30 protein-coding genes are annotated in these 26602 nt (G+C 70.5%); 1 reads left to right on the top strand and 29 read right to left on the bottom strand.

The window, feature by feature from the left end:
* Window positions 1–33: 33 nt before the first annotated feature.
* From ACZ3TI_RS04980 to ACZ3TI_RS04935, 10 genes are all read right to left on the bottom strand, one after another.
* The gene (locus tag ACZ3TI_RS04980; protein ID WP_465723467.1) at window positions 34–945 is read right to left on the bottom strand and encodes a phage tail family protein; all 912 of its coding nucleotides are present in this window, start codon (window positions 943–945) and stop codon (window positions 34–36) included.
* Window positions 945–5135, bottom strand: coding sequence for a phage tail tape measure protein (locus ACZ3TI_RS04975; protein ID WP_465723465.1), 4191 nt, complete (start codon window positions 5133–5135; stop codon window positions 945–947). The genes ACZ3TI_RS04980 and ACZ3TI_RS04975 overlap by 1 nt, the downstream gene beginning before the upstream one ends.
* A gap of 10 nt (window positions 5136–5145) precedes the next feature.
* Window positions 5146–5451 carry a hypothetical protein gene (locus ACZ3TI_RS04970; protein WP_465723463.1) on the bottom strand — a complete coding sequence of 102 codons (306 nt, stop codon included), beginning with the start codon at window positions 5449–5451 and terminating at the stop codon, window positions 5146–5148.
* Between the two features lie 26 nt (window positions 5452–5477).
* Window positions 5478–6095, bottom strand: a complete 618-nt coding sequence (locus ACZ3TI_RS04965) for a hypothetical protein (protein WP_465723461.1) — start codon at window positions 6093–6095, stop codon at window positions 5478–5480.
* Window positions 6096–6106: 11 nt separating this feature from the next.
* Window positions 6107–6676: a phage tail tube protein gene (locus ACZ3TI_RS04960; protein ID WP_465723459.1), complete on the bottom strand. Its 570-nt coding sequence runs from the start codon at window positions 6674–6676 to the stop codon at window positions 6107–6109.
* Window positions 6677–6773: 97 nt separating this feature from the next.
* Window positions 6774–7211, bottom strand: a complete 438-nt coding sequence (locus ACZ3TI_RS04955; RefSeq protein ID WP_465723457.1) for a hypothetical protein — start codon at window positions 7209–7211, stop codon at window positions 6774–6776.
* Entirely contained in the window at window positions 7212–7481 is a 270-nt protein-coding gene (locus tag ACZ3TI_RS04950) for a hypothetical protein (protein WP_465723455.1), read from the bottom strand. It lies immediately after the preceding gene.
* On the bottom strand, window positions 7478–7882 hold the full coding sequence (locus tag ACZ3TI_RS04945; protein ID WP_465723453.1) for a hypothetical protein: 405 nt from the start codon (window positions 7880–7882) through the stop codon (window positions 7478–7480). The genes ACZ3TI_RS04950 and ACZ3TI_RS04945 overlap by 4 nt, the downstream gene beginning before the upstream one ends.
* A complete protein-coding gene (locus ACZ3TI_RS04940) occupies window positions 7882–8289 on the bottom strand; it encodes a hypothetical protein (RefSeq protein ID WP_465723451.1) in 408 nt (135 codons plus the stop codon). Before ACZ3TI_RS04940 ends, ACZ3TI_RS04945 begins: the two co-directional genes overlap by 1 nt.
* A 624-nt stretch (window positions 8290–8913) precedes the next feature.
* A complete protein-coding gene (locus tag ACZ3TI_RS04935; RefSeq protein ID WP_177329953.1) occupies window positions 8914–9882 on the bottom strand; it encodes a DUF2599 domain-containing protein in 969 nt (322 codons plus the stop codon).
* A gap of 193 nt (window positions 9883–10075) precedes the next feature.
* On the opposite strand from ACZ3TI_RS04935, the gene ACZ3TI_RS04930 reads away from it, so the two are divergent.
* Window positions 10076–10486, top strand: a complete 411-nt coding sequence (locus tag ACZ3TI_RS04930; RefSeq protein WP_465724217.1) for a transposase — start codon at window positions 10076–10078, stop codon at window positions 10484–10486.
* A 195-nt stretch (window positions 10487–10681) separates the two neighbouring features.
* Here the strand turns inward: ACZ3TI_RS04930 and ACZ3TI_RS04925 are convergent, their stop codons facing one another.
* The 19 genes from ACZ3TI_RS04925 to ACZ3TI_RS04835 form a co-directional block, all read right to left on the bottom strand.
* On the bottom strand, window positions 10682–11383 hold the full coding sequence (locus ACZ3TI_RS04925) for a hypothetical protein (protein WP_465723449.1): 702 nt from the start codon (window positions 11381–11383) through the stop codon (window positions 10682–10684).
* Window positions 11384–11646: 263 nt separating this feature from the next.
* Entirely contained in the window at window positions 11647–12078 is a 432-nt protein-coding gene (locus tag ACZ3TI_RS04920) for a hypothetical protein (protein ID WP_465723447.1), read from the bottom strand.
* Between the two features lie 113 nt (window positions 12079–12191).
* Complete coding sequence (locus tag ACZ3TI_RS04915) at window positions 12192–12623, bottom strand: DUF6093 family protein (protein ID WP_465723446.1); 432 nt, start codon at window positions 12621–12623, stop codon at window positions 12192–12194.
* On the bottom strand, window positions 12620–13069 hold the full coding sequence (locus ACZ3TI_RS04910) for a DUF6093 family protein (RefSeq protein ID WP_465723444.1): 450 nt from the start codon (window positions 13067–13069) through the stop codon (window positions 12620–12622). Before ACZ3TI_RS04910 ends, ACZ3TI_RS04915 begins: the two co-directional genes overlap by 4 nt.
* Window positions 13070–13190: 121 nt before the next feature.
* Window positions 13191–13778 (bottom strand): NUDIX domain-containing protein, encoded by a 588-nt coding sequence (locus ACZ3TI_RS04905; RefSeq protein ID WP_465723442.1) that lies wholly within the window; start codon window positions 13776–13778, stop codon window positions 13191–13193.
* Window positions 13779–13898: 120 nt separating this feature from the next.
* Window positions 13899–14912, bottom strand: coding sequence for a hypothetical protein (locus tag ACZ3TI_RS04900; RefSeq protein WP_465723440.1), 1014 nt, complete (start codon window positions 14910–14912; stop codon window positions 13899–13901).
* Window positions 14909–15703, bottom strand: coding sequence for an aldo/keto reductase (locus tag ACZ3TI_RS04895; protein ID WP_465723437.1), 795 nt, complete (start codon window positions 15701–15703; stop codon window positions 14909–14911). Before ACZ3TI_RS04895 ends, ACZ3TI_RS04900 begins: the two co-directional genes overlap by 4 nt.
* Entirely contained in the window at window positions 15700–16299 is a 600-nt protein-coding gene (locus ACZ3TI_RS04890) for an AAA family ATPase (RefSeq protein ID WP_465723436.1), read from the bottom strand. The genes ACZ3TI_RS04895 and ACZ3TI_RS04890 overlap by 4 nt, the downstream gene beginning before the upstream one ends.
* The gene (locus ACZ3TI_RS04885; RefSeq protein WP_465723434.1) at window positions 16293–16898 is read right to left on the bottom strand and encodes a 3'-5' exonuclease; all 606 of its coding nucleotides are present in this window, start codon (window positions 16896–16898) and stop codon (window positions 16293–16295) included. Before ACZ3TI_RS04885 ends, ACZ3TI_RS04890 begins: the two co-directional genes overlap by 7 nt.
* Before the next feature lie 9 nt (window positions 16899–16907).
* The gene (locus tag ACZ3TI_RS04880) at window positions 16908–18107 is read right to left on the bottom strand and encodes a radical SAM protein (RefSeq protein ID WP_465723432.1); all 1200 of its coding nucleotides are present in this window, start codon (window positions 18105–18107) and stop codon (window positions 16908–16910) included.
* A 37-nt stretch (window positions 18108–18144) separates the two neighbouring features.
* Complete coding sequence (locus tag ACZ3TI_RS04875) at window positions 18145–18663, bottom strand: nucleoside-diphosphate kinase (RefSeq protein ID WP_465723430.1); 519 nt, start codon at window positions 18661–18663, stop codon at window positions 18145–18147.
* On the bottom strand, window positions 18660–19688 hold the full coding sequence (locus ACZ3TI_RS04870) for a thymidylate synthase (RefSeq protein ID WP_465723428.1): 1029 nt from the start codon (window positions 19686–19688) through the stop codon (window positions 18660–18662). The genes ACZ3TI_RS04875 and ACZ3TI_RS04870 overlap by 4 nt, the downstream gene beginning before the upstream one ends.
* 33 nt (window positions 19689–19721) lie before the next feature.
* Window positions 19722–20597: a TauD/TfdA family dioxygenase gene (locus ACZ3TI_RS04865; RefSeq protein WP_465723425.1), complete on the bottom strand. Its 876-nt coding sequence runs from the start codon at window positions 20595–20597 to the stop codon at window positions 19722–19724.
* Between the two features lie 104 nt (window positions 20598–20701).
* Window positions 20702–21448 (bottom strand): hypothetical protein, encoded by a 747-nt coding sequence (locus tag ACZ3TI_RS04860; RefSeq protein ID WP_465723421.1) that lies wholly within the window; start codon window positions 21446–21448, stop codon window positions 20702–20704.
* 5 nt (window positions 21449–21453) lie between these two features.
* Complete coding sequence (locus tag ACZ3TI_RS04855) at window positions 21454–22788, bottom strand: aminotransferase family protein (protein WP_465723419.1); 1335 nt, start codon at window positions 22786–22788, stop codon at window positions 21454–21456.
* A 121-nt stretch (window positions 22789–22909) separates the two neighbouring features.
* Window positions 22910–23800, bottom strand: coding sequence for a hypothetical protein (locus ACZ3TI_RS04850; RefSeq protein ID WP_465723418.1), 891 nt, complete (start codon window positions 23798–23800; stop codon window positions 22910–22912).
* Window positions 23801–23812: 12 nt separating this feature from the next.
* Complete coding sequence (locus ACZ3TI_RS04845; protein WP_465723416.1) at window positions 23813–24304, bottom strand: hypothetical protein; 492 nt, start codon at window positions 24302–24304, stop codon at window positions 23813–23815.
* Window positions 24301–25239: a phosphotransferase family protein gene (locus tag ACZ3TI_RS04840; protein WP_465723414.1), complete on the bottom strand. Its 939-nt coding sequence runs from the start codon at window positions 25237–25239 to the stop codon at window positions 24301–24303. The genes ACZ3TI_RS04845 and ACZ3TI_RS04840 overlap by 4 nt, the downstream gene beginning before the upstream one ends.
* Complete coding sequence (locus ACZ3TI_RS04835; RefSeq protein ID WP_465723412.1) at window positions 25229–26422, bottom strand: hypothetical protein; 1194 nt, start codon at window positions 26420–26422, stop codon at window positions 25229–25231. Before ACZ3TI_RS04835 ends, ACZ3TI_RS04840 begins: the two co-directional genes overlap by 11 nt.
* Window positions 26423–26602 lie beyond the last annotated feature (180 nt).

Below are 26602 nucleotides of genomic sequence, written 5' to 3'. Positions count from 1 at the left end.
GTGTCGTGCTTCCTTGCGTATGGTCGGGCCGGGTCAGAGGGAGGAGGATGCGTCGCGCCAGGTGAGGGCCAGGCGGGAGGTGCCGGTGGCGTCCTGCGCCGTCCACCGGACTTCGGAGCGGCCGGGCGGGATCTGGAACTGGTCGAGGCGGCTCGCGCGGGTGAGGGTGCCGGCGGCGGAGCCCTGGCCGTTGCGGATCACGGTGCGGGTGCCGGGCCGGGTCTCGATGTCGAGGGTCTCGCCGTCGCCGAGGACGACGGCGAGGTCCAGTACGGCGTCGGGGAATCCGTCGATCCACATGCGCGGGTTGACGACGGGGCCGGTGATGCGCACCGTTGGCCAGGTCGGCCGGTTGCCGGTGTTGATGGCCCAGCCGGGCCGGGACTTCGGGTCGGCGGCGCCGGTGGTCATCGGGGCGCGCAGCGGCGCCGTGAAGCCTCCTCCGCGCTGCGCCGACACGTCCAGTCCCAGGTTCAGGCCGGACGGGGTGTCGGCGTACCACGCCGGATCCAGGCCCAGGTAGGTGATGTGGATCGGGATCCAGCCGTGGACGGCGCGGGCGAGGCTGACGGCTTGGACGCTGAGCAGCCGCCCGTACTGGCGTCGCACCGGCTGGCCGGGCCTGCGGATGCGCAGCACGTCGGTGGCACCCGGGGTGAGGCGCACCTGCGTGTCCGCCGCTCGTTCCAGGGCGGCGAGCTGGTCGAACGCCGCAGCCGGGTCGCCGGGGGTGCGGATGCCGGCCGTGATGCGCACGGTTCGCGGCGCGAGGGTGTCCCGGCCGGGGTAGTTGCCGTCCTCCCCGGGGATCGGCCGGTCCCCGGTGCGCTTGTCCGGGGTGCCGATGCCCTCGATGTCGTCGATGAGCACCGTGGTGCCGTGCCCGATCAGGACGTCGCCGAGGTCGATCTGCCAGTCGGCCAGCAGGGTGGTGTCGGTGGCCATCAGGCGCGCCCTCCCCGCTGGATGTGGCGCAGGCGGCGCATCACGGCGTCGGCGACCTGCTCGCCCGTGACGCCGCTGCCGGTGACGGTGATGGGCATCGAGCCGACCAGCGGCGCCGGGGCTGCGGCGTCGCGCACGATCACGGTCGTGGCGCCATTGCGGGCGGGGACGAGTTTCGCGGGGGCCGGTCGGGCCGGTGCCGTGCTGCGGGTTGTGGCGACGATCCCGCCGTCAGCGAGGTGGAGCCTTCCCGCGTCGCCGTACAAGACGGTCCCGCCGAAGCGCCGCGCGGTCTCCTCCAGGATCGCCTTGCTGCGGGCGCGCTTGGCCGGGGCGAGGGGGATGTAGCTCTCGCCCAAAGTCTCCGGCTCACCGAAAACGCGCCAGGTGCCGGCGGGGACGATCTCCGCGATGTGGTTCTCCGGGCCGCGCGGCGCCCGCAGGCGGCCATCCCGGATGCCGCCGTTGGCGTAGAACTCCATGATTCCGCCGTTCGCCTTGGGCGCGGCGAAAGGCGAATCCCAGGCGCCGCCGTTGAAGCCGGCCGCGCCCTTCGGGGTGAGGATCACGGGCACGTCGATGCGGGACGGCGCGTTGACGGACACGTTGATCGTCTTCGACCCGGGGATGTTCTTCACCGACACGCCGATGCTGTTCAGCTGCGCCTCGACGGCCGCCATGTCGCCGGACAGCAGCGCCTTGGTGAGGGCCTGCGCAGCGGCGGCACCCTTGGTCTGGCTGACCTGCGCGATCAGCGTCAGCATCGCCGACCACTCGGCGTTCGCCGACGACCCGGCGTTCTTGAACGCGCCGATGACCGCGGTCAGGTCCGGCGCGTCGATCGGCTGTTTGCTGCCCCAGATGCTCTTGATGATGTCCATGGCCTGGTTGATGTCCCCGGCGAGCAGGGCGGCGGAGAACGCCTTCGCCGAGTCGAGGCCCTTGGCCTGGGCAATCTGCGTCACCAGGTCGAGGCCGGACGACAGCTCCTTGCCGGAGGCCTCCGCACCTGCCTTCGCCGCCTTGGACATGTCGGTGACGGCCATCTGCTGCATGAGGCGGCCGAACGCAGCGACGTCGTCGGTCTCGGCGGCTGACGCCCACGCCCGGGCGGTGTCGGCACCGTACTTCGCGGCGATCTGCGGGACCTGCTCCAGGCCAGCCCGGTAGGCGTTGGTCGAGCGGGCGGTGCCCTCGGAGACGATCTTCTCCAGCTCGTCGGCGACCTGCGTCTGCCCGCCCTTGAGCTGGCCGACCAGCTCGGCAAGCATCCCCGAGCTGGAGATGCCCAGCTTGGTGAAGTGGTCGGCCAGGTCCAGCCGCCCCTGCACCGCGAGCTCGGACAGGTTCTTCTGGAAGTCCCTCTGGGACTGGAGCTGGCGGCGCATCTCCGCCATGTAGTCGTTGAGCCCGGCCTTGGTGACCTGCGTGAGAGCGGCCAACTCCTGTGCTGCGCCGGTCTTCCCCGCGCGCAGGTTCCCCACAAGCTGATGAACCATCTGGGCGCTGGCGTCTCCGAGCTTCCCGAAGTGCTCGGCGAGCGGGCCGTACCCGCGAGCGGTGAGCTCGTTCAGGTCGGCCTGGAAGCCTCGCTGCTCCTGGGCCTGGTCCTTGAGGGCCTTGATGTAGCCGGACAGGGAGGTCTTGGCGAGGTCGAGCTGCAGCGCGCCGGCGCGGGTCGAGGACGCGACCCGGTCCTGGGCTGCCTTCCAGGCGTCGGCGGGCTCGACGATGGCGGCCATGGCCTTGGCCATGTTCTTCATCTCGTCGGTCCACTTCGGGTTGCCGTTCTTGTCGACCGGCAGCGACATCGACGGCGACCACGCCTCCAGGTTCGCCTGCACGGCGCCCTTGACCTTGGCGTTGACGATGTCCATCGCGGTGGCGCGTTCGGCGTCTGCCTTGATCGCGTCGTTCCACGACTTGGCGCGCTCGGAGAGGATCTTCTTCGTCTCGTCGAAGCTCGCGTCGAAGCCCCCGAGCTCGGGGTTCCAGGACTTGGCCTTGGCGAGGTCGATCTTGTCGTTGAGGGCGGCAAGCTTGTCGCCGCCGCTGATGAGGCCGTCGATGACCTCGCTGAGTTCCAGGCCTGCGTCCTTGAACTTCTTCATGTCGTCCGAGCCGACGAGAGACTCGGCCAGCGCGCGCATGCCCGCGCCGACGTCGTGCTGCTCGCGTTCCTGCCGCAGCGCCTGGGTGAGGTCGTTGGTGACGGCAGCGGCCTTGGCCTTCGACGCCGAGTAGGCGGCGTAGCCGAGGACGCCGAGGGCGAGGACGCCGGTGAGGCCGGTGACGGCCAGGCTGGTGCCGCTCAGGAGCGCAGGCATGAGGGCTCCGCCGGCCCGGAATTCGGTGACGGCGGTGCGGAACGCAGTGAACTGCGTGCTGAGTTGGGCGACTCCTGCGCGGGTGACCATCGCGACGGCGGACAGCGCCAGGAGGACGCCGATCACCTCCTTCACGCCTGGTGGGAGACTGCCGATGGTGTTCACCAGGATCGACGCGTCCTGGGAGAGTTCCTGGAGGACTGGCAGGAGAACGCGGGCGATGTCCATGCCGAGCGCCGACGCCCTGTTCTTGAACAGGTCCCACTGGCCGGACACGGTGTCCATCTGAAGCGCGTACGCCTTCTGCGTCGCGTCCGCCCGGTTCACGGCGATGGCGATCGCCTCGTAGCTGTCCGCGTAGTTGCGACCGTCAGCGGCGGCCAGAGCCAACGCCGCTCTGGAAGCCCTGATGTCCTTGAACAGCGTGACCGTTGCCTCCGCCTGCCCGTGCGTCACCGCGTTCACCTTGGACATGACGGTGTAGAGGCCGTCCTGCGCAACCGCCGACGCCGACGACTCGTAGCCCATATCCCGGAACAGCTGGGCGAGTTCCTTCGTGGGCCGCATGAGCCGAGTCATCAGCATGTTCAGCGCAGTCGCGGACTCGGCCGCGGGGATGCCCGCGAGCGTGATCGCGGCGAGGGCAGACGACATGTCCTCGAAGCTGATGCCTGCGGCTGCGGCCATGGGCACGACGTCGCCCAGCTGCTGGGCCAGTTCCGAGAAGCTAATGACGCCCTTGTTGACCGTCTGGAACATGATGTCCATGACGGACGCGGCCTGGCTGGCGGGCATGCCGTAGGCCTTGAGCACGCCCAACAGAGCCGTCGCCGACGTCTCGGTGGTCGTCAGGCCGGCCGAGGCGCCCTTCGCGGCCACCTCCAAGATGCCCATGGCCTCGGCGCCATCGAAGCCCGTGCTGACGATCTGGTAGAGACCCTGCGCCAACTGCGTTGCGGTCTGAGGCAGTTCAGTGCTGAGGCGAACGATCTGGTCGGTGAACGCCGCGACGTTCCGGCCGTCGATCTGCTCGGAGATGGTCAAGACATTGGCCATCTCTTTCTCCAGCCGGATGGCCCCGACTGCGCCGGCGGCCAGCACCGCGCCGAGCGCGAGCCCGCCGGTGACCCACCCGGAGATCCGGGCGGCGGTCGCAGCCTGCGACGCGGCGGCCGCCTCGGCCTGTGCCCGGCTAACCTCGGCGGCGGCGGTCGCCGCCCGCCGCGCGGCCTGCTCCTCGGTGGAGGCGAGCGCGGTACGGGCCTGCGCGGCGGCGGCCCCGGCCTGCGCGGCGGTGGCGCTGGTCCGCTCCGCCAGCCCGGCCGCGCGCGCGGCGGCTTCCTGCGCGGTGGCTGCCCGGGCCGCCTGCACTGCCTGGGCCTCGGCCGCTCGGTCAGCGGAGGCGGAAGCTGCTTCGGCGGTGCGCTGCGCGGCGACGGCGCCCGCGCCGGTGGTGGCCTGCGCTCGGGCGGCCATAGTCTGGGCGACTTCCTGGGCGCGGGTCGCCCGGGTGCTCGCCTCGATCGCCGCCGCGTGCTCCGCCTCCGCCCTGGCGGCGGCCTGGGACGCCACCACCTGGGCGCGGCCGGCACGCTCGGCGGCCGCGGTCGCGGTCTGCTGCGCGGCGGCGGAGCGTTCGGTGGCCTCCCGGACAGCCACTTGGGAGACCGCGGCCTGCTCCGCGGCGACGACCTGGGCACGGCCAAGACGGGCAGCGGCCTCCTCGACGCGTTCCAGCTCGCCGCGGGTTGCGGCGAGCTGGCCGTCGAACTGCCGCAGTTGCTGCGCGCCGCCGCGCAGCCCGGCGGTGAGCTGGGGGAACGAGGCCTGTAGCTGGACGTACAGGGTGTAGGCGCCGGACACCCGGCTGCTCCTAACTGGACTGCTTGATCAGCCCGATGCGCACCCCGCGCCCCTCGGCCCCCTCGGGGACCTGCTCCGACTCCATCTCGATCAGCTCGCAGCCGATGCAACGGCTGGTCTGCGCCACGTAGGCGTACCGGTCGCCGCCCTGCTGCTCGTCCCACTCCTGTGGCCGAGTGCCGCACCCGTCACACACGGCCGCCTTCCACGCGGCCCACGCCATCGCCTTCGCCCGGTCCAGTGCGGTCCACCGGCCGCCTGCACTCGCGCCCATCAGCTGCGAGTGCGGGATCCGGTAGGTCTCGCACAGATCCATCTCCGCGCGAAGCTGCGGGTCGGCCTCTAGCCTTTTCCCAGGTCAACCCGCAGGGTCTGGTTGATGGCCAGCGCCGCGGTGAACAGCACCTTGGCGTCGCCGTCCGACCACTCGTCCAGCAGGGACTGGGCGTCCTCAACGGTCATGCCCTCGACCTCGGCGCCGGTGTCATCCCGCTCGACGTGGGACGCGGCGATCAACGAGGCGGGGAACGTCTCGATGTTGTACTCCATGCCGCGGTCGGCCTGCTCCTCCGTCGGCGCGTGCTCGCGAAGCAGCGCCTCCCAGGCCGGGCGGGGCAGCGCCCGGAACGTCAGCTGCACGGTGGCGTCGGCGAGGGCCTGTTGAGCCGTTGCGAGGACCGAGCGGGCGATGACGACCTGGGGGTGCGCCTCCGTGAAAGCGTCCACCTCGGTGTCGTCGACGCCCTGCCCCGCGGCAGCGGTGCGCGCCGCCGCGCGGGCCCGCGCCAACTGCATCTGCGCGTCCGACACGGCCGCCGTCGCCGCATCGTCGTCGCAGACGGACACGGTTCGCTCCGGCAGCGAACGTGCCCGGAGCCGGGCCATCTTGGCCCGCCAGTGCGCGTCCTTGGCGACTGCCTGCGCCGGCGGTTCGACCGTTGTGGTCGTGGTGGTCGTCATCGCCTGCCCCCTCAGCCTGCGGCGGCGGCCGGGACCGGCGCGTCCAGGGTCGGCAGGTCGGAGATGCTGAACGAGACCTTGAACTTCGCCGGTTCGGCGCCGGTGCTGTAGCTCGGCGCGCGGGAGCCGACCCGCACCGGGAAGATGTCGAGGGACTTCGAAGCCGGGACGTCGCCCTTGCGGAGGATGCAGACGTAGCCGACGGTGTCCTTCGAAAGCAGGGTCTCGATGGCGTCGCTGGTCAGGTCCTCGTAGAAGGTGAGGCTGGAGTTCGCGGCCTTATCCTCGCCGGGGATGCTCGTGCTGAACTTGGCGCCCAGGTCCGGGGTTTCGATCGGCGAGTTTTCGAGGCTCCAGCCTTCGATGTCGGATACCTGGCGCGACAGGTCGGTGCCGGCGGTCAGCTCCTGCCGGGTCGGGATGTTCGTTGCCGCCGCGATCGTCTTCAGGAAGATGATCCGGGTGATGCCGCGGCGCATGTACCGCTGCTGCGTGCTTGCCACGCTGACTCGCATTTCCGGGGCGTGATCACCCGGAGCAGTAGCGCCACCGGAGACCCGTCCCCTGGTCACGCCACCCACGGTCGGGTAGCGGAAGGGAGTCGGCCCGTGCCGGTGGCCGGGCGTCCGTGCTGGGTCTCCACGGTGAGCTCGCCGCCGAAGTCGGCGGCGGGGCGGATCAGCTGTCAGGTGTGCTGACGTGCAGGATGAACCGCGATACGTAACTGTATACGCCGTTGGCGACGACCTGGCCGTCTTCCTTGTCGATCTCCCGGGCGATGACGGTGTGCCCGGCCGGGGTGATCGGCGTCGCGAAGCCGCCCTTCGGGCCGGTGCCGACGATCGCGCTGCGCACCTTGTCGGCCATCCACTCTGCCTGTTCGCCGGTCGAGGCCACCGACGTGACCTGGTACAGCAGGCGGCCGTCACCAGCCTGGTCACCGAACGGAGGCCCGGAAGCGGTCCCGCCCAGCGGATACAACACCGTGTACGGGATTGTGTTTCCGGTGGGCTTGTCCGCCGCGACCGGCGGCGCCTCGTACCCGCAGCTACGGCCGGTCGCTGCGGCGAGCGCGTCCCGAAGGGCCGTCGACACGACGCGTCCCTGCACCGGCATCTACTCGTCCTCCTCGTCCTCTTCGGCTTCGGCTTCTTCGATCCGGTTCGCTGTGATCTGCCCCGCCAAGTCGAGATCGCAGTACCGCAGCATCCCCGCCCGGTCCCACACCGGCATCTCGGGCGGGGAGACCTCCATGAACAGGCCCAGTTCCCCGGTGTCTTCGTCCACGACCTCGAGTACGAGTACGGCCCTCGACAGCAGCCCGGCACCGTGTGCCCGGAGCACGCCGCCAATCGCCTGGTGGATGTCGTCGATGAGCTGGCTCACTCGGACACCACCGCCTCGGCGACGCGGGCGATCGCGGCGACGAACAGCGGCTCGATCCGCTGCACGGCTGGGCTGACGTGCGGGAACGGGGGCTGGTGGTAGACCCGGCCGAGGCTGTCCGGCCCGACGAACCCGTACTCCAAGCGCGGGCCCTGCGGGCGGCCGGTGCCGACTACCGCCTCGACGCCGGTAGCTGTGGCGCGGACCTCTGTGGTCCAAGACCGCCGGTACTCACCGGTCTGAACGTTCGGCCCCGGCCGCCCGGACGCAGCCGCCTTGATCGCGGTCTCAAGCAGCATCGCGTGATGGCGCACCACCGCCGTCGCGGCCGGCACTGCGACAGCGGCCCGCGCTTCCAGCCGCGCCGCCAGGACTGCGGCGTTGCTCGTGACGTTCGCCATCAGCCGTCCACAGCGTCGTGCTCGGCGGGCTGGCGGACGCCGAGCGCCCACTCGGACAGCTGGGCAAGCAGCGCCCGGGTGAACTCGTGCGGACCACCGTCGAGAAGGTCGTGCCTGGCGAGGACCGCGCGTTCGATCTCGCCCGGGTCGAGGGCGGCCAGGAACGCCGCAGCGGCCGGGCCGGGGTCGGGGGCCGCGCCGACCACGACCCGGGCGACGCCCTCCCACTGGGGATCGGCGTTCGGACGCAATAGCAGCTGCAGCTCCGGCAGCTGCCCGGCAGCGTGCCGCAGCTCGTAGGAACTGACCTGGTCGGCGATGTCGTGGCCGTCGATCTCCAGTCGCGCGGTGGGGCCAGTCGCCTGGACGCGGACGTGCCGCAGCTCAAGGGGCTTGGTGGGGGTCATGGTCACGAGCGTAGGAGCCGCGACGGACACCCTGCTACGGGCCCTGGCCTATGGCGTTGATCTGCCTGACCGCCTCAGATGCGGCCGCCGCAGCTCTTCTCAGGCGAGGGCTTCCGGGCCCAAGTCGCAAGGGCCTCCCCTAACCTCAGCATGAACGGGCGGCCAAGTCCCAACTAGCAGAAAGAAGGTGCCCAGGCTCTGCCGTCGAAGCTCCAACCAATGAGGGCGGCAGTCACCTTATACGGCCGCCCCCCAACGGGCAACGTCGCTTCTTAAGCGGCTTGTGAGAGGTCGTCAGGCTGTGCTCTCCATTCGAGGAGCATGAGGTTGATGGTGTAGGTGGCTCGGCTGGTGGGTGGTTCGCCGGGGCGGAGGGTGCGGTAGCCGGAGCCGGAGCGTTTGGTGGCACGGGGTGCGGTGCGTCCGCGTCCGGGTCAGCAGCCCCATCCGGACCCGCTCCGGGAAGCTGTCCCCGGCTATGTGATCACGTGCCACAAGGACGAGACCCTACGCCATCAAGATCAGCCAACAGAAGCGACGTTGGGCGTCGGGTCGGCTCGCACGACATACTCAAAAACCCGTGAAAAACGGCCGCCAGCACGGAATGCTGGCGGCCGTTTCTGTCTAGCTCGGGTTCTGCGGATCCCAGTTGCACTGGTGCAGCGCGAAGAAGACGCGAGACAGTGCGTTGCTGGTCCCTACGTCGGCGCGCCAGGACTCCACATCCCAGCTGTCGCCCGTGCTCCACCCCGAGGAATTGAGCGGATCCGGGAAGACGAAATTCGCATGGCAGATGAACTGCTCATACTCCGAGTTGTACTTCGACTGGACGGACAGCTGCTGCGGGGGCGGCGCCATCGTCCACAGCTGGTCCCAGGCGCCGCCGAGATCACCGACCGCGTTGCGGAATCCTGCGTCCGTCGGATAGGCGCGGATGACCACCTCGTTCGGGAAAGCGGCGGGGATCTCGACGCGCACCTGTTTGAACCAGTCCGTGGCGGCTTCGCTCAGATAGCCCGTGCATTCTCCCGAACATCCCTCCTCCCGGTGTCCGGAACTCCAGAACAGCGTGCTCTGCCGGTTGGAGAAATTCTGGTACGTCTGGTTCGTCGCAGTGTCGGTTTTCTCGTCCGAGGTGGGATATCCGAACGACCCGCCCTCCCAGCCGTAATCCCCCCACAGCTTCCCGATCTTCCCCCATACGGGGTGCGCGCCGTAGGCGGACGCCCAGTAGACGGAGCCGCCTTCGAACTCCTGACGGCGGCCGAATCCGTCGGGGTTCGCCAGCTCGTCCGACGTGGGGTACCCAAGCGGACCGGACTCCCAGTTCTTGTCCGCCCACTTCGCGCCGATGGCGCCCCCAACGGGATGGGCGCCCGTAGCGGGCTTCCAGTAGACGGTTCCCCCGGTGAATTCCTGCCTGCGGCCGACGCCGTCCGGGTTGACCAGCTCGGTCGTCTTCGGGCAGCCGAGAAATCCCCGGTCGTAGTTGTAGTCCTTGTACTTGGCGAGGATCGCTCCGCCGACGGGGATCCCGCAGAAGACGGGGTCGTCCGCCTGGGCGGACGGGGATGACCCCAGCAGGGCGGTCACAGCCAGGGATGTGGACGCAAGCATCGTCATGATGCGGCGAGCAGGCACGGAAATCCTTCCGGAAAGCAGTCGATTGTGCTGTTTTCTACGGGGGAAGAGGCCTCTCCTCGAAGGTTCCTTCCCGGAAACAGACGGCACTTAACTCAGCCACCTCAACGGCCGGCGGCGCGGCGAGCGCCTCACGGTCCGCGTCATCGAGTACACCGTCACCACCACCCACACCCGCGCGGACGGCGAAGAGGAACAGACCTCGGAGCTGTTCTGCCTGATCACCACCCTGCTCGGGCCCGAGACGGCCCCGGCCCTGGAACTGGCGGAGTTGTATGCGTGCCGCTGGACCAGCGAAACGATCTACAGGCACATCAAGATCGAACAGCGCGGCGGGCGCACCGCCATCCTGCGCTCCAACAGCCCTGCCATGGTCGAGCAGGAACTGTGGGCCATGCTCTGCGTCTACCAGGCTCTGCGTGAACTCGTCTGCGACACCGCGCGTGAACACGGCCTTCCGCCCGACCACATCAGCTTCAAACAGGTCCTCAACGGCGCCCGGCGATCCGTCGGCACGGCCTTTTCCCCCCGGACAGCTCCGGCGCAAAATCCGTGACGTCCAGGCCGACCTGGCCCGCGAGGTCATCCGCCCCCGCAGCGGCCGATCAGCACCCCGCGCCACCAAGCGGAGCACTCCCGGCTACCGCACCCTTCGCCCCGACGAGCCACCCACCAGCCGCGTCACCCACGACATCCACATCCACCGCCTCGACCCCGAGGAGGAGATCAACACCGAGCTACAAAAAGCCGCTTAGGAAGCGACGTTGCCCCAACGGGTGACATCCATTGCGATTGATCCGCTGTCAGTGAAGCCAGTTCCGGTAAACGAAATCTTCGTGATCTTCGCCTGAATGAGTAGGTTCTGATCCGTCACAAGGCAGATTGAGTTTCCGACAACGATGCCAGCCTCTTCGAGGTATCCCCTGTTCCCATAGTGAACCCTTGCTTGCGTGAAACCTCCACTTCGAGCTGCCGCCAAGCAGGATTCTTTCGTAACCTCCTGATCTTTTGCCAGCACCCCGGCAGTGCGATTGGAGCCAGAGTTCAGCTCGATCGTTCCCCAGACGGGGTTGGTGTGCAGGAGGTCAGCCTTGGCTTTTCGACTACTTGGGGAGTTATCCCAGTCCCTGCTATCGATGCGCTGCGAAACTCCGGAGGCGGAATCGAAGTCGATGACCTGGTAGATCGATAGGTCTTCATTGCCGATTACCAGCGGGAATGGGCCCTTGGGCAGACTCGGAGTACTGGACGCTGGGGTCGGGGCCGCCGCAGGAGCGGTCGCCATGCTCGACGCAGTAGTGGCCAGTACGCCCGGGGATGCCGGAGATGACGGTAATGCCACCTGCGATTGCGAAGCACCCCCATTGCGGCGCGACGCACTCTCCTCGCCCTTCTTCGAATCCGCTCCGATTTCCGATGCCACCAGACTGATGCCGATTACAAGTCCGACCACGACGACTACGGCGACCTGCCAATTTTTCCGACCGCGTTCCCAAAGGGCCGGTAGAAGCTCGACCGTACGCCCCTTCCAGCGAGAGTCGATCTCGCGGGAAACCTGCTCCTGCCCTAGTCCAGCACTATCCGCCTCAAGCTTCTGACCCTTTTCACCAGGGCCATGATAGTGAAAGTGCTGGTCTCCCCCTGCGATGTACGTCTGGCCGTCGTCCGCAGTAACTGTGAAATCCGGCCTACGCGCAGGGTCTTCTCTCGGCGGCTTCACCGCTCAGTGAAGTGCTGGTCGCGGCCAGCCTGGTATACGCGCGCGTTCCCGGATGCAGTGACGTTGAAAACCGGCCCCGCGCTGAAGTTTTCCGGCCCATCCGAAGGGAGTGCTGGCGAAAGGGTCTCAGTCAGTAGTTTCTGGATCTCACGCGCGAGATCCGGATCGCTGACGAGGAGGCGTCGGAACTTGGTCTGCCAGTCGTCGACGAGCCTGGCCTGCGCATCGGCATTGTCGCCCTCACATGCGGCCAGAGCTTCAATGCGCGTGTCATCCAGGTCAGCTTCGATCCCCGCAACCCTATCTGGGTGCACTCGGCGCCAAAGCGCGCTGACCGCCTTCTTAGCCAGCTCCCACGAGTCAGTAGCCAGGACCTGCACCAGCGCCGTGCTCGCAGTAGTCACCAGCTGCAGCTGCTCTGCTTCCATGAGTCCCCCATCATTACGTCGGGGCGACACATGATAGAGCATCAACTACCTTGCTGCAGAGCATCTGAGGAGTCGCGGGGCCGGGTCCACCCAGTCCCGACCCTTGCCGGACGTCAGGCGAGAACCACCTCGTCGAGGCGCGTGATCCGGGCGACTTCCACGGTGCTGGCCTCGCCCGGATCGAGTGCTTGCCAGGTCCGGCCGATCGTGCCGGCCGTCGCGGACGAAGCAGCAATCACGCTCACCAGGTCTCCGCGCTGCGGAATCGGTGCGGCCAGCGGGGTGACGAGTCCGTACCAGGAGGCGTTGTCGTCGAGCCAACGGCCGCCGACCAAATGCTCGGTCGCAGCCAGTCCGTGGGCAGAGAGCAGCGCGCCGGGGCCCTCCCAGACGACGACGGCTGGGACGGGCCCGACCAACCCGGTTTCGACGTCCAGTTGGGGGGTGCCGGTCGGCCTGCTGATGCGCACCCGGTCGACCATCACAGTGGCTTCGAGGTTGCGGCGCACCGCATCGAGGTCGACAGGGGTAGAGGGCGTGCTCATGCTCCGCCCCCCGCCTTCTCGATCCGCATCCACGTCGTCCGCACCACCGCCATGGCACCGGTCTCGCCCGGGTCGAGAACCTTGAACGTGCGACCGACCGCGGCCGGGTCCTTGCTCTTGACGATCGTGACCTGGTTGCCCTCGGCCGCGACCAATGAGGCCAGCGGGGTGAAGAGGATGTACCTGCCGTCGCCGTCGTCCTTGTACGGCTGTCCCTCCAGCCGAAGCACGATCCCGGGGCCGCCGGAGGCCCGGTGCAGTCCGGGGCCTTCGTACTTCACGACGGCGGGGCCGGGCACGTACTGGCCGGTGGCCGGGTCGAGGACTTGGGGCCCGGGCTCGCTGATCCTCACGGTCTCGTCGGAGAGCAGCATGCGTTCGACGATCGCGACGATCCCGGTGGGCGCAGGCGCGCCGGTGCTGGGTTCGGTGGTGGGGGTGGTCATGATCCGAGCGTAAGAAGCCGGAACGACAGGCCGCCGCGTCCGATGAGCTGTCCTGAGGTGGCCATATACCTACTGTGGCGGTTACGGCCGACCGCCGACTCCTGCCCGCCAGGGGCCCGGGTCAGGGCGTGCCTCGACCGTTCAGGGTCGCGTTGGCGTACATCAGGACGGACAGAGCCGCTCCGGACAGCAGGAGACGGCCGTCCATCGCGGCGGTGACGGCGTCGGCCAGGGGCCACCATTCGAGCGTCATTCCGGCTTCGGAGCTGGTCAGTTGCTGCTCTCCGATCGTCAGCTCGTGTGCCGCGTAGAGGTGCAGATGGGCGGTGCAGCGGGTCATCAGGGCGGCCTCGCCGAGGCGGGTCCAGCGGGCAGCGGTGATGCCGGCTTCCTCCCGCAGTTCGCGTTGGGCGGCTTGTAGCGGGTCTTCGCCGGGTGCGAGCGAACCGCCGGGCGGGGTGAGGAGCTCGCCGTGCAGGTAGCTGGAGTAGCGGACCAGCGCGATGCGGCCCTTGTTGTCCTCGGCGACGGTGACTGCGCCGTCCCCGGCGGACTCGTGGAACTCGAAGTCGCCTTCGGTGCCATCGGGTTGGGATACCCGGTCGCGGTGGATCCGGAAGGCGGGTGAGTCCAGCAGGGTCGTGCGTGAGTGACGCGTCCAGGCGGCCGGGGTGGTGGCCGCCGGACGGGAGTTCCCGGGTAGGGGCACGAGGGCTTGTCCTTCCGAAGGTTCGAATGCCGGGGCGGTGGAGTCTGCCGTGCCGCCGGGGCGGCGCTGATGCTGACCTCCGACTGTGGCTCGCTCCACCGCCTCGTGGTGCTGGCGTCGTTATGCGTGCTGGAGGACGGCTTCGACGGTGGCGAGCTGGCGAGAGAGGCGGAACGGGTCGAGGCGGGTCAGGCAGTCGGCCAGGAGTTCGGCGCGCGTGTCGGCGCTGGCCCTGGTCAGGCGGTCGATGGTCTCGCTGACCTGGCGGCCGTCTGCGGCCAGGAGCGGGGCGGGGATGATGGTGTCGGCGGTGCGGATGCCGGCCGGGGTGATGGGTAGGCATCCGGCCAGGACGGATTCCCCGAGGCGCTGGGTGATGTAGCCGACCGCGGCGTAGCGGGGCGGCAGGAGGAGCACGGTGACCAGGGCCTCGCGGTAGAGGTTCTGGCCTTCGAGGTAGCCGGCGCGGCCGGTGAAGTTCACGTGGGGCCATGCGGTGGTGTCGGTCCACTTCCCGGCGACGCGGTGGCGGTGCTGCTGGGCGGCCGGGGCGAAGTAGCGGGTGAACTCGTCGTCGCGGCCGTACTGGTTGCCGACGTACACCAGGGGCCAGGGCCGCTCGGCGCGGGCGAGGGCGAGCGGGTCGGCGGTGTCGATCGCCTGGTCCGGGACGGGGCTGCGCAGGGTGATCGCGCCGGGGTTGGGGTAGGCGACCGGCTCGCAGACCGTGACGGCCGGGTGGCGGCGGATCGGGTCGTCGGGGTCGAGCACGCGGTCGAGGTCCCACACGATCGTGGGCAGGCCCAGGCCGTGGGTGTAGTGGTCGAGGAGGTCCTGCTGGCGGTGCAGGTCGCAGGTGTGTCCGGGGGTTCCGCAGGGGGTGGTGTTGCGGCCGGGCAGGGGCCAGCGCCACTCCAGGAACAGGGCGTCCAGTTCGGGCAGTTCGGTGTTCCAGGTGTACTGGCCGGTGAGGTCGTCTCCGGCCTCGTTCAGGTCGCGGTTGTCCTGGAGCAGGACGAGCTGGTGGCGCGCGGCGAGGGCGTCGAGCAGGGGTCGGCGGAAGAAGCGGCCGCCGTCAGGGGTGTCGGTGATGCCGGGGCCGATGAAGCCCCAGAAGCTGTAGCCGATCCTCATGCCGCTTCGCCTTCCTGCTTGACGGGGTCGCACGCCTGCACCAGGGCGCGCAGGTGCTCGATGCTGCTGGTGCCGGGGATCGGGGCGACGTGCTCTCCGAGGCCGAGCAGCCAGTTGAGGGGCTGTCCGATGCCGTTGCGGGCGAGGTGTCCGGCGTTGAGCGGCCGGTAGGGCACGTACGGGATGCCGTGAGCGGCGCAGTGCGCGAGGGCGGGGTCGTCGGGCTCGTCCTGGTTGAGGCAGTTCTGCACGGCCGCGATCGGGGTGATCGTGGAGGCTTCCTTGATCTGCTTGGGGGTGACCTTGGAGAGTCCGATGGCGCCGATCTTTCCCTCGGCCTGGAGTTCGGCGAGCGCGCCGACCTGGTCGGCGAGCGGTAGGGCGGGGTCGACGCGGTGGAGGTAGCACAGGTCGATGTGGTCGGTGGCCAGGCGGCGCAGGGACGATTCGACGGCGGCGCGCAGGTAGTCGGGCCGACCCAGGGGCTTCCAGGTGTTGGGGGCGGGCCGGATCATGCCGACTTTGGTGGCCAGGAGCAGTTCGGGCGGGTAGGGGTGCAGGGCCCAGCGGATGAGGTCTTCGACGGTGTGGGGGCCGTAGGCGTCGGCGGTGTCGATGTGGGTGATGCCGAGGTGCCGCACGGCGGTGCGCAGAAGGCCGAGGGCGGTGGTGGTGTCGGCGGGGTTGCCCCAGGTGCCGGGGCCGGTCAGGCGCATGGTGCCCAGGCCCAGGCGGGCGACGGTCTTGCCGGCGATGGTGATGGTGCCGCCCGGGGCGGTGGTGGGGGTCATGCGGTCACCGTCGCGTTCAGGACGGCGTTGACGGCGGCGCGCACGGCGGTGGCGTGGGCGTGACTGGGGACCGGCTGGTGGGTGATGCCGCTCTCGGCGAGGAGGTGGTGGAGGTGCTGGTCGACCGAGAAGCGGAAGTCGGCGTCCGTCCAGTCGGGGTCCTTGCCGGGGCGGGCCACGAGCTCGATGGCCGGGTCGAGGACGGTGGCGAGGTAGATCGCGGGACGGGGGGTGTGCAGGTGGGCCAGGGCGGTGAGGCGGGTGAGTTCGGGGCCGGGGATCGGCTCTTCGCGGTGCAGGTGGGCGGCGCGGAGATAGGCGAGGGCGTCGTGGGCGGTCCGGTCGATGATGACGACCTCGGCGTTCAGCTCGGCTTCCCGGACGGCGGCCGCCCCGGCGGCGATGATCCAGTCGGTGGAGGCGGTGGTGTGGCGGGTCATCTTCGGGAAGCCGAGTTCGGCGGCGCGCTTGGCCAGGCCGCTGATGCGGGTGACGGTCAGGCCGGTTGCCCTCAGTTCCATCTCGATGCGGCGGGCGAGGGTGGACTTGCCGGTGGAGTGGGTGCCGGCGATGCCGATGTACTGCGGGGTCACCATAGGGTCTGATCCTCGTGGTCGGGGGTTGGAGCGCCGGGCATCCCGGGCGGGACGGCGGCGGCGGTGAGTGCCTCCCACGTCGGGTAGTGGGCGGCGAGGTCGAGCAGGAGCAGCGCGGTGGCGTGGGCGTCGTATCCGGCGCGGTGGCGCTGTCCGGGGACGGTCGTCAGGTCGATGCCGGTGTGGGCGATGAGGGCGTCCAGGCCGTGGCGGGGCGCGCTGGGGTAGGTGGCGCGGGACAGGCGCAGGGTGTCGATCACGCCTGTGGGTTCCCAGGTGGGCAGGTGGCGCTTGAGGACGCCGTAGTCGACGGAGGCGTTGTGCGCGGCGATCCAGCAGCCGGTCAGGTCTGCCTGCACCGCGTCGGCGATCTGGGGCCAGGCCGGGGCGTTCTGTACGTCCTGGTTGGTGATGTGGTGGACGCGGGTGGCGAACGGGGTGATCGGGTGCGGTGGCCGGATGAGGGTGGACCGGGTGGGGTCCGGCACCGGCCGGCCGTGCTCGATGGGGATGGCGGCGAGTTCGACCAGGTCGGGCGGGGTCTGCCCGTTGCCTTCCACATCGATGACGAGCAGGCGCGGCCAGGTGCCGAAGTCCATCAGCTTCTCCTAGGCGGCGGGCCAGCCGATGTCGGCGCGGCCGTGCCGCCGGTAGTGGTGGGGCTTGGTGCGGTCGTGGACCTGGTAGCCGAAGCCGTGCTGCATGAAGTAGGGCGGGGGTTCGTTCAGGCCCTGGACGATGATGGCGCGTTCGGTGACCTCGACGTCGCCGATTGCGCCGAGTTCACGCGCCATGGTGGTGGCTTCCTCGAGGTCGGGAGCGCGCCAGGCGTCGGCGCACAGCTTGAGCTGGGCCAGTGGGCAGATGTCGCACAGCTCGCGCACGCCGTAGTGGCCGTTGTAGTCGGCTTCCCCGTGGGCGTAGGCGACGCCGCAGCTGGTCTTGCGGAACAGCGGCCCCCACGGCTCGTGGGAGTCGGCCGGGCGGTGGAAGGCGGCGAGGATGCGCTGTTCGGAGGTCTCCGGCATGATCTTGCGCCGGGCGGTGTCCTCGTAGGGCATGGGCAGGCCGTGCTCCTCGTAGTATGCGGCGATCTCGTCGCGGAAGAACAGGCCGGTGAAGACGGTCGCGTGCGCGTGGTGGGACAGCTCCAGGGCGCGCTGGATGTGCTCGTCGCTGTCGTTGAGGCCGGGGACGATCGGCCGCCAGTACAGGATCGTCCGGTACCGCTCGGCGTTCTGATGCAGGGTCTTGAGGCTGGCGGCGGCGATGGCGGAGTCCACGGGTTCGATGCCTGGGTGGTCGATGCCGGAGTGGGTGACCAGGATGGTCAGCTTGATGTTGCGGAAGCTGTTCAGCACCTCGCAGTCCTGCTCGGTGACGCGCCAGCGGGTGATGACCAGGACGTGGTTGGTCAGGCCCTGCTCGTCCAGCAGCCGCAGGACGTTGAAGGTGTGGGGCTTAACGACGGGCAGCATCGGGTCGGTGGCCCGGTTGAACAGCTGGATCGGGGTCTTGTGCGCCCGGAAGTACCGGTGGCCGGTGAGCAGGGCGACGGCTTCCTCGTCGCTCATCAGCGCGCGCGGGGTCTTGAGGTCGAAGTTGTCGAAGAGGTGGCGCACGCAGTACCCGCAGTCGAGCGGGCAGCCGACGATGTGATTGAGGGACAGGCCGGACTTGCGGTACTCGATGACCTCGGCGAGCTCCGGCTTGAGCGAGGCGATCTGAGGCCTAGTCAGGATCGGCAGCGGGCGCCGCGGCTTGGAGGTGGCGGTCATGTCGAAGGTCTCCTGCGTCGTGCCGGCCATGGCGGCCGGCGGGGTCGAAGGACAGGCGCCGTGCGGGTCAGGAGGGACGGCGCAGCAGGTGGTGTTGGTCGGCTCCGAACCAGGTCTTGAAGTCGCGGTGGGCCGCGGTGGGGTCGTCGGAGGTGTGGACGAGGTTCTCGACCAGGCGGCACTCGGCACGGGCCGCCTCATGGCTGTCGGTGCCGAGGTCGGCGCGGATGGTGCCGGGGGTGGCCTGGGCGGGGTCGAAGTGGCCGAGCAGGTCGCGCAGACGCTTGGGGGTGCCGTGCGGGCCGTGGGCGAGCGCGAGAACGACCGGCTGGCCGAGGTAGGCGCCGCGCAGGCTGGCCGGCACGTCCAGGTCGAAGTGGTCGCGGTCGAGCAGGAGGTCCCAGTAGTGGACGAAGATCTGCCAGTCCTGGGCGGTGGTCTGCTGCTGGTGGACGATCTCGGCGATGGTGGAGATGCGCTGGAGCACGGTCTCGGTGAGGTTCCTGCGCACGCAGTCCGGCTTGAGGAGGACCACGCTCCACCGGGACCAGTCGACGTCGCCGGGCGCGGCCGGGTGCCGGTTCACCTGGCCGCGCTCTCGGAGGGGATCCGGGCGGGCCAGCGGTGCTCCAGCTGCCAGCGCGTTCCCGGTTCCAGGGCGTTCAGGATGTCCGACTCAACCGGGTCGGCCGCGCAGTGGGTGAGCTGGCGGTGGGCCTCGAACAGCACGAGCGCCTGCTGCCAGTACCGGGGCAGGTCCAGGCGGGCGATGTCGCTCGCGCTGTACTGGGCCTGGTTGGTCCGCAGGAGCTGCTCGTGGTCCAGCACCGTGCGGATCTGCGCCCAGGTGGTGTTGGCGGGCATCGGCGGCACGGTGAAGCGCGGGTGGCCGTCCGGGGCGGCGTCCGCCTCGGCCAGGACCCGCCCGACGCGGGGCAGGCCGCGGGTGCCCAGGTGCATGGACCCGGTGTGGTGGGTGTAGGTGCCCAGCTCCAGGCCGAGGAGCGCCGCGGTGAACTCCTGGATCAGGGTGAAGGAGTACACGTCGGCGATCAGGCCGCGGTCGGCGTCGTTGGCCCGCATGTAGGCGACCTGGTGCAGGCGCCCTTCGCGGACCAGCAGGTGCAGGCCGAGCAGGCACGGCACGTCCGGGCTGGCCGGGTCGTCCAGTTCGCCGGGCCTGAACACGGGCAGGTATGCGCGCTTGCTGTCCTTCTCGGAGCGCAGCAGCGCGAGGGCCTGGTCGAACGGCGATGGTCCGTCGGCCGTGGCGGGGGCGAAGATCCGCGCGCCGTAGGAGGAGCCGTCGATGGTGGTGCCGTTGCGGGAGTCCGCGCGCCGGCTCGGCGCGTAGTGGGTGATCATGGCGAGGTCGCGGAGTCCGCCGAGGTACCAGAGCGCCTCGGCGAGGTGGTAGACGGGGTTGACGGGCCGCGCGGTGAGGAACAGGGTCCGCTGCCGGGGGTCGGTGAGCTGGAAACTGGTGCCGATGCACTCCCGGCTGTCGTTGCCACGGGGGGCGTTGGCGTACTGGTGGTTGTCGCTGACGTGCCGCAGGACCGCGGTGTACGCGTGCTCGAACGAGGGGAACGCGGGCGGGGCGATCAACATGGCCTCCTTCGGGAGGTAGGGCTCTGTCGGGGGTCAGGTGCCGGCGGGGCGGGCGGTGTAGAGGCCCCGGAGCAGCAGTCGCGGGCGGGCGGGCGTGTCGGTGAACGCGGTCCGGCCGTGGGAAAGCCGGTCGTTGGCGAGAATCAGGGCCTGACCGGCATGCAGGGTGAGGGTGCAGGAGTAGCCGGCCTCGGGTGCGGCGGCGTCCGCCATGAACTGCAGGGCCCGGTCGAGGTGGTGCTGGCTGGCGGGCTCGCTGGGGTGGTAGGTGTCGGTGCTGGTCAGGCTGAACCGGCTGATCAGTCCGCCGGAGCTGTCCCAGCCGAATGCCGGGCCGGACGTGGACCTCGAACCGCTGACGCCGGCCAGGTCCGAGGTGCGCAGCAGGGCCGCCGGGTGGAGCAGCTGGGCGGCGGCGTCCGGGTCGTGCTCGCGCAGCGCGGTGAACGCGCCGACCGCGTTGAACAGCAGGGTGTGGCCGCCCGCGCGGGCGGGGCGCACACACATCATCACGGTCGTGGCGATCTGCCCCAGGGGTTGCAGGGTGCCGTCGCTGTGGAGGTGCTGGCCGGCACGGTCCTGGAAGGGGTGGGCCGGGTCGTCGGTCGCCGTCAGGCGGCTGACCCCGCTGTGGGTGTGCGGGCTCTGCCGGTAGTGGCCGGGGGTGTAGGCCGCGCCGAGGTGCAGCGCGGTGGCGAGCGCGGCGAGGTCGTCGGTGTCCGGTGTGGAGCCGGGGACCTCGACGACCGCGTAGCCGCGGGTGCGGTAGGCGCCGGCGACGCGCCCGACTGCCGTCGTGTCGTCGACAGCCCATGAGCCGAGGTCGATGGGTGCGGCCGGGGTGGGACGGAATCCGGGCAGCGGGCCGGCGGGGCGCCCGGTGCTGGTCTGAGGGGCGAAGGCGGGCACGGCGGCTCCTCACGAGGGTGGTGTCAAGGGTTGGTTGGCGACGGTGATGACCGTGCGCAGGGTGCGGCCCGACCGGGCGGGCCGGGCCGGGCCGCTGGGGCGGGTTACCGGTCGCCTGCGGCGATGTGGGCGCGCACCGCGTTCCAGGTGCCCAGGTCCGCGAACGGACCGGTGTCGAAGGCCGGTGCTCCCAGCAGCGGTCCCAGCGCCGCCCGGTCGATGTCCTCGCCGAGCGTTGCGCGGTGCAGCACGTCCAGCACCGCCGCCCCGGCCGACGCGGCGAATCCGTAGCCGAACCACACGGCGTTGAAGGCACGCTCCTCGGCCGTCGCCGGGCCGGGCTTGTCGGCGAAGTCCGCCACCCGCCGGGCGCCTCGCGGGGCCTGTTCCAGGCGCAGCGCCCCGTCGACGGCCAGCCGCTCGGGATCGGCCTCGTCGGCGGTCAGGAACGCGACCGGGTGTCCGCTGCGGATGGCGTCCAGGAGTTCGCCGACGACGCCGGGCGCCGGGCGGGAGAGGACCTGGTCGGCCAGCAGCACCGCGTTCGCCCGGCCCCACCAGGCGTCGGCGCTCAGGACCGCGCCGGTGGACTCCGGCATCTCCGGGTTCTGCCCGCACAGGGCGAGCGGCAGCCCGAGGCTGTGGCACCGACTGCTCAGGTACCGGGCGGTGGCCTCACGGCCGTCGCCAAGGACGGCGACCAGGCGCAGCCGGTCGGCGTGCGGGGTGAGCAGGTCGAGCGTGTGGTCGAGCGCGACCCGGCCGTCTCCGAGCGGTACGAGCTCTTTGGCGATCGGCAGTCCCAGACGGCTGCCCATGCCGGCCAGCGGCAGCACCACGGTGTCCCGCACGCTCCTCACCGCCCGGTCTCGGTCTGGCCTGCGGCATCGGCGACGACCGCCGCACCCGACAGGGCGTCGTCCTCGGTGATGACCAGCGGCGGGGCGATGGTGAGAACCGAGCCGAAGGCCCGCACGAGAACACCGGCCTCCTGCGCGGCGGCGGCCACCGACCGCGCCGCGTCCATGGACACCATCTCGACGCCGATCAGCAGGCCCCGGCCGCGAACGTCCCGCACCTTCGGCGCATCGGCGAGCCGCTCGCGCAGGTAGCGCAGCACGCTCGTCCCGACCGTGCGGGCGCGGGCAGGCAGGTCCTCGGCCTCCACGATGTCCAGCACCGCGAGGGCGGCCGCGCACGCGGTGGCATGGCCGCCGGTGGTGTGGCCGTGGCGCAGCCCGCCCAGGTGCGGGTCGTCGGCGAACGCCTCGTAGATGCCTTCGCGCACCGTGACGGCGGCCAGCGGCGCGTATCCCCCGGTCAGGCCCTTGGAGGTGACCACGATGTCCGGGCCGCTGCCGTGGCCGACGTCGTGCTGGAAGCCGAGGAGATGCCCGGTTCGGCCGATCCCGGTGGCGACCTCGTCCGCGATCAGCAGGATGCCGTGCCGGTCGCACAGCGCCCGCAGCTCGGCCAGGGTGCCGTCCGGCGGGACGATGACCCCGCCGACGCTCAGCACCGGTTCGACCAGGATCGCCGCCACCCGGTGCGCGCCGACGACGGCGAGCTGCGCTTCCCACTCCTCGACGCCGGGGATCCGGCACTCGTGTCCGGGCACGCCGGCTGCGCACCCGGCACACCGAGGTGTGGCCAGGTGAAGGAAGCCGTCGTCCGGCAGTGGTCCCGCGCCGTCGCGGCGGAACTCTGCCGCGGTGGCGGCGATCCCGGCGGTGGTGGCGCCGTGGTAGCCGTCGGCCCAGGACGCGACGACCATCCGATCCGTGTCGCCGTTGATCCAGTGGAACATCCGGGCGATCTTGAAGGCGGCTTCGATGCCCTCGGACCCGGAGTTGCAGAACAGGGTGCGGGACAGGCCCGGCGGGCACAGCGCGGCGATCCGCTCGGCGAGCAGCGCGGCCGGCTGCGTGGTCACCTCCGCCAGGTCCCACGTCATCAGCTGCCCGGCCTGGCGGGTGATCGCGTCGACGACGCGCTGCTCGCCGTAGCCGACGATGGCGTTCAGCGTGCCAGCGCGCAGGTCGAGGTAGGTTCGGCCGTGGTCGTCGGTGACCTGACAGCCTTCACCGCCGGTGAGGACCAGGCGAGGCGCGTCGGTGCGAATCGGGCTCCACGGGTGCCACAGGTGGCCGGTGTCGGCGCGGCGCACCGGATCCGGCAGGGAGACGGGCATAGCGGTTCTCCTCTGGGTGAGGTCGTGCAGGCGGTAGGTGACACGCCGGTCAGCGCGCAGGGCGACGGGGAACGGCGGAAGCGAACGTGCGATGTCCCCGCCGCATCCGGCGCGTCGGCCGCTACACGGATGCCGGGGAAGCCCCGTTGCCCGTGGTGGACTCGTCGGCCGCCTGGAGGCGGGCAATCCACGGGGCCGGGTCTTCGACGTCGGCGTCGGTCGGATACAGGTCCTCCCGCGTCAGGACGGTGCGAAGCAGCGGGAACCCGCCTTCGGCGACGACTGCTGTGACGAGCTGCTCGCCGAGGTCGAAGTTCGGGCTGTTGGTCGGGGCCTGAGGATGGCGCCGCAGCTCCGTGTACAGGGCGCTGGGTTCCGGCTCGCCGGGCAGGGCACCGATGACGTCCTGTCCGCACAGCGCCCTGGAGACGAGGCGCTCGACGTACTGGGCGTACCCGAAGGTGAGGGCCGCGGGGTTGCTGTGCTGCTCGGGCGGCAGACCTGCAGCGGAGTCCCGGAGCTTGCACTTGAGCGGCGCGTACGCCAGCTCGGGGCGCAGGGCGTACTGGGAGAGGTGGGTGAGCTGGTGCGCGAAGATCGTGGTCAGCTGCCGGTCGGTGGGGTGGAGGTGCTCGTCGTACACCTGCGGCATGAAGGTGAGCTCTGCGGCTCCGTCCTCACGCCACATAACCGCCACCCGGGAGGTCGGGTAGAGCTGGGAGACCATCTGCTCGGTGTACGTACGCGTCTGCGCGTTCATGGCGGTGACCGCGTCGTCGGGGAACATGCCGTCCGGCAGGGCGCCGATGGCGAGGGCGAACATCAGCCCGGAGTGCTCGACCTGCCGCTCGACGAACTGCTTCGGGGTGACCGGGCAGGCGATGACGTGCCCAGGCAGGGTCAGGCCGGACAGGTCAGCCACCAGCGGGGCCGCCCCTTCGATGATGCCGCAGTAGCGGGCGTACGCCGCGGGGTCGAGATCGGCGTCGTTGCGGAACGTGAAATTGGTCACGGAAGGTCCAAATCAACTAAGGGATAACGGTGTTGTGCTGCCAGACCGCTGGCACGGGCGTCCGGGTCGGCCGGTGAACAGGGTGTCCGCGCCGATCAGCCGCAAGGCCGGGAGGCGGCTTCGGCCGTTCTGGTCGGGGGTGAGCTGGAGCAGGGTCCAGCCGTTCCAAACCGCGGCACGGGCGAGAAGGCCGCCGTGGCGCACCTCGACGACGCGAGTCATCTCCACAGGGGTGGAGAGGTAGGCGCTGGTGATCCTGGACCCGCCGGGCAGGGCCTGGCGGACGAGCTGGACCGGGTTCAGCCCGCCGGGAGTGTGGACCTCGGTACGGACGCCGTCCTCGTACAGCGCCGTGGTGGAGGTGTAGCGGCGTGGGTCGCCTTCGGTGCTGGCGGTCAGAGTCGGCAGGTCGAGCTGGTCGACGAGCAGCAGGACGGGAATGCCGGTACGGGCGACGAGGGCGGCCGCGCGGTCGCCGGGCACGGCCGGCGGGTTGCCCCTCACGCTGCAGGCTCCGACTGCGTGGCCTGGGCGGCGTTGGCGGCCCAGGCCCAGGGGAACGGCGGGAGCGGGTCGATGAGGAGGGTGGCCAAGCGCCGGCCCACCTCGGGCCGCAACTCGGGCTCGGCCTGGGCGTATTCGGCCCAGTTGAGCCAGGCGTTGAGCGCGAACTCGGGGGTCAGCACCTCGCGATAGATGCGGCCACCGTCCAGGGCTGTCACGTCGTCGCCGTAGGCCTCAGCGAACTCGTCGTACTCCTGGGGGTCTTGGCCGAAGACGTCGCGCCGCCAGGCGGCGGCCGCCTGGTCCCGCCACCGGTGCCCGATCGCAGTTCGCTCGAAGTCGATCAGCGCCGGCCCCTTGCCGGTGAGGATGCTGTTTCCCGGGCCGACGTCGCCGTGTGTGACGCACCGCTCGGGCCACCGCGCCGTCCTCCAGGCCGCTCGGGCATCGGCCAGCAACGCCCGGACGCGTGATAGTTGCTGAGGAGACAGGGTGCCGTCCGGAAGGTCTCCGATCCGGCGGGCCAGCGCGGGGAACGGGTTGAACACCGGCAGACCGAGCTGCTTCGGGACCTCCAGATCGTGCAACCGTCGCAGTGTCACGCCGAGTTGGGCGAGCGTGGGGCGCCGTTCGCCGAGGTCTTCGGCGAAGGTCACCTGCCACACATGGCGGCCCACGTGCTCCACGGGGTAGGCGTCCCGGCCGACCGGCCGTGCGGCCGGGATTCCGTTGCGCAGCAGCCACAGGGCGATGCGGCTCGCCCGCAGGGCGTCCTCGAAGCTGGTCCCAGGGCGCCAGATCTTGCCGACCGCGCCAGACTTGGGAAGACGCCAGGTGTGGTGGGGGCCGCTCTGCAGTAGGACGGCGCCGCGCGGGTCAAGGCCCTGGCGCCACGCTGTCGTGAAGATGATCTCGCGGCTCTCGTCAGGAGTCACAGTCGATCCCCAGACGCTCCGCCGCGGTGGCGATGTCCTCCAGGTCGGCCTGGCTGCCCGTGCACAGGCCGCGGGCACGCCGGAGCAGGTCGGCGGCAGTGTCCGTGTTGCCTTGGTCGCCCTCGCTCTCAGCCACCCAGAGCAGGACTCGGCCCTGCCACGAGGGGGCGTGCTGGGCGATGAAGAGGTTCAGGGAGGCGGCGAGCGCCTCGGCGGCGGGGCCGTGCTCACCGCGCTGGGCGAGGATCCGTCCCTTCCACGCGAGGGCCCGGCCGGTGTTCAGCCCGTCGCCGGCGGCGCGCAGCTCGTCGAAGGCTTCGCGCAGGTTGGCCAGGGCGGCGTCGGTGTCGCCGACCTCGTGCTGTGCGACGGCGAGCGCCACGCGGGTGACCCCGGTGTCGCGGCCGTTCCCCAGTTCGGCGCGTCGGCGCAGCGCCTCGGTCAGGTAGACGCGTGCGAGACCGGGGTTGCCCGCCGCGAGGGTTGCGCGGCCGAGGCCCTGGAGGTGCTGCGCCTGGCCTTCGCTGTCCTTGTCTTCGGTGGCGATGGCGAGGGCGGCGCCGCGGTCCTGGATGGCGCCGCTGTGGTTGCCGGTGGAGCGGCGCACGTTGGAGCGGGCGCCGAGCAGGTCGGCCAATAAGAATCGGCTGCCGGGGCTGGAAACGGCCTTGGCGAGGCGCTCGGCGGCGGGGACGGCGAGGTCGTAGGCCCACTGCCACAGTGGGTAGTTGCGGTCACGAAGGAGCCAGGGCCAGAAGGCGTGGGCGAGGTGTGCGGTGATGTCGTCGAGGCCGTGGGCGTCGGCGGTCTCCATCGCGGTGCGCAAGTAGGGCCCGTGGGTGCGCAGCCAGGTGAGTCCCTGCTCTGGGGTGGTGAGGGCGGCGCGGTGCGGGGGCGGGTAGAGCAGGTGCGGTTCGGCGTGGCGCCGGAAGGGGTGGGCGGCACGAGCGGCAGCGAGGGCTTCGGCGAGCAGCCAGTCCAGGGCTCGGCGGCGGGCGGCGGCGGTCTGCTCGGCGCTGTCGGTCCGGCTGGCCAGCGTGACCGCGTGCAGGCGGCCGTCTGCGAGCGCGAACCGGTAGAAGCCCTGGGTGTTGTCGACCTCGAGAAGGAGCCCGCGCTTCATGAGGGTGACGATGTGCTCGACGGTGGTGGCAGGGTCGAGACGGGAGACGGCACCAGCCATGGCGGCGTCGACCGTCGCCCCAGGCAACGGTTGCGCTCCGAGGCCCCGGTAGAAACGGGCAACTGATTCGTCCAGGGCCCCGTAGGCCTGATCCAGGGCATGGGTCACGAGATCGTCCAGCGGTAGGTCGGCCGCGCGGGCCGTGGGGATAGTGGTATGACTGGTGGCAAGGCGGGCGCC

The organism is Kitasatospora sp. NPDC023120 (genome assembly GCF_055560835.1).
Note: the sequence above shows the minus strand (reverse complement) of the source record. Positions and strands in the feature narration are given on the sequence as shown.

Bases quoted from the DNA above. Each gene is read 5' to 3' on its own strand.
- ACZ3TI_RS04885 (WP_465723434.1), bottom strand. From the start codon at position 16,898: ATGGACTTCGGCACCTGGCCGCGCCTGCTCGTCATCGATGTGGAAGGC.
- ACZ3TI_RS04900 (WP_465723440.1), bottom strand. From the start codon at position 14,912: ATGAGGATCGGCTACAGCTTCTGGGGCTTCATCGGCCCCGGCATCACC.
- ACZ3TI_RS04855 (WP_465723419.1), bottom strand. From the start codon at position 22,788: ATGCCCGTCTCCCTGCCGGATCCGGTGCGCCGCGCCGACACCGGCCAC.
- ACZ3TI_RS04880 (WP_465723432.1), bottom strand. From the start codon at position 18,107: ATGGCCGGCACGACGCAGGAGACCTTCGACATGACCGCCACCTCCAAG.
- ACZ3TI_RS04920 (WP_465723447.1), bottom strand. From the start codon at position 12,078: ATGGAAGCAGAGCAGCTGCAGCTGGTGACTACTGCGAGCACGGCGCTG.
- ACZ3TI_RS04890 (WP_465723436.1), bottom strand. From the start codon at position 16,299: ATGGTGACCCCGCAGTACATCGGCATCGCCGGCACCCACTCCACCGGC.
- ACZ3TI_RS04970 (WP_465723463.1), bottom strand. From the start codon at position 5,451: ATGGATCTGTGCGAGACCTACCGGATCCCGCACTCGCAGCTGATGGGC.
- ACZ3TI_RS04965 (WP_465723461.1), bottom strand. From the start codon at position 6,095: ATGACGACCACCACGACCACAACGGTCGAACCGCCGGCGCAGGCAGTC.
- ACZ3TI_RS04895 (WP_465723437.1), bottom strand. From the start codon at position 15,703: ATGACCCCCACCACCGCCCCGGGCGGCACCATCACCATCGCCGGCAAG.
- ACZ3TI_RS04955 (WP_465723457.1), bottom strand. From the start codon at position 7,211: ATGCCGGTGCAGGGACGCGTCGTGTCGACGGCCCTTCGGGACGCGCTC.
- ACZ3TI_RS04915 (WP_465723446.1), bottom strand. From the start codon at position 12,623: ATGAGCACGCCCTCTACCCCTGTCGACCTCGATGCGGTGCGCCGCAAC.
- ACZ3TI_RS04945 (WP_465723453.1), bottom strand. From the start codon at position 7,882: ATGGCGAACGTCACGAGCAACGCCGCAGTCCTGGCGGCGCGGCTGGAA.
- ACZ3TI_RS04835 (WP_465723412.1), bottom strand. From the start codon at position 26,422: ATGGCTGGTGCCGTCTCCCGTCTCGACCCTGCCACCACCGTCGAGCAC.
- ACZ3TI_RS04910 (WP_465723444.1), bottom strand. From the start codon at position 13,069: ATGACCACCCCCACCACCGAACCCAGCACCGGCGCGCCTGCGCCCACC.
- ACZ3TI_RS04980 (WP_465723467.1), bottom strand. From the start codon at position 945: ATGGCCACCGACACCACCCTGCTGGCCGACTGGCAGATCGACCTCGGC.
- ACZ3TI_RS04940 (WP_465723451.1), bottom strand. From the start codon at position 8,289: ATGACCCCCACCAAGCCCCTTGAGCTGCGGCACGTCCGCGTCCAGGCG.
- ACZ3TI_RS04870 (WP_465723428.1), bottom strand. From the start codon at position 19,688: ATGTTGATCGCCCCGCCCGCGTTCCCCTCGTTCGAGCACGCGTACACC.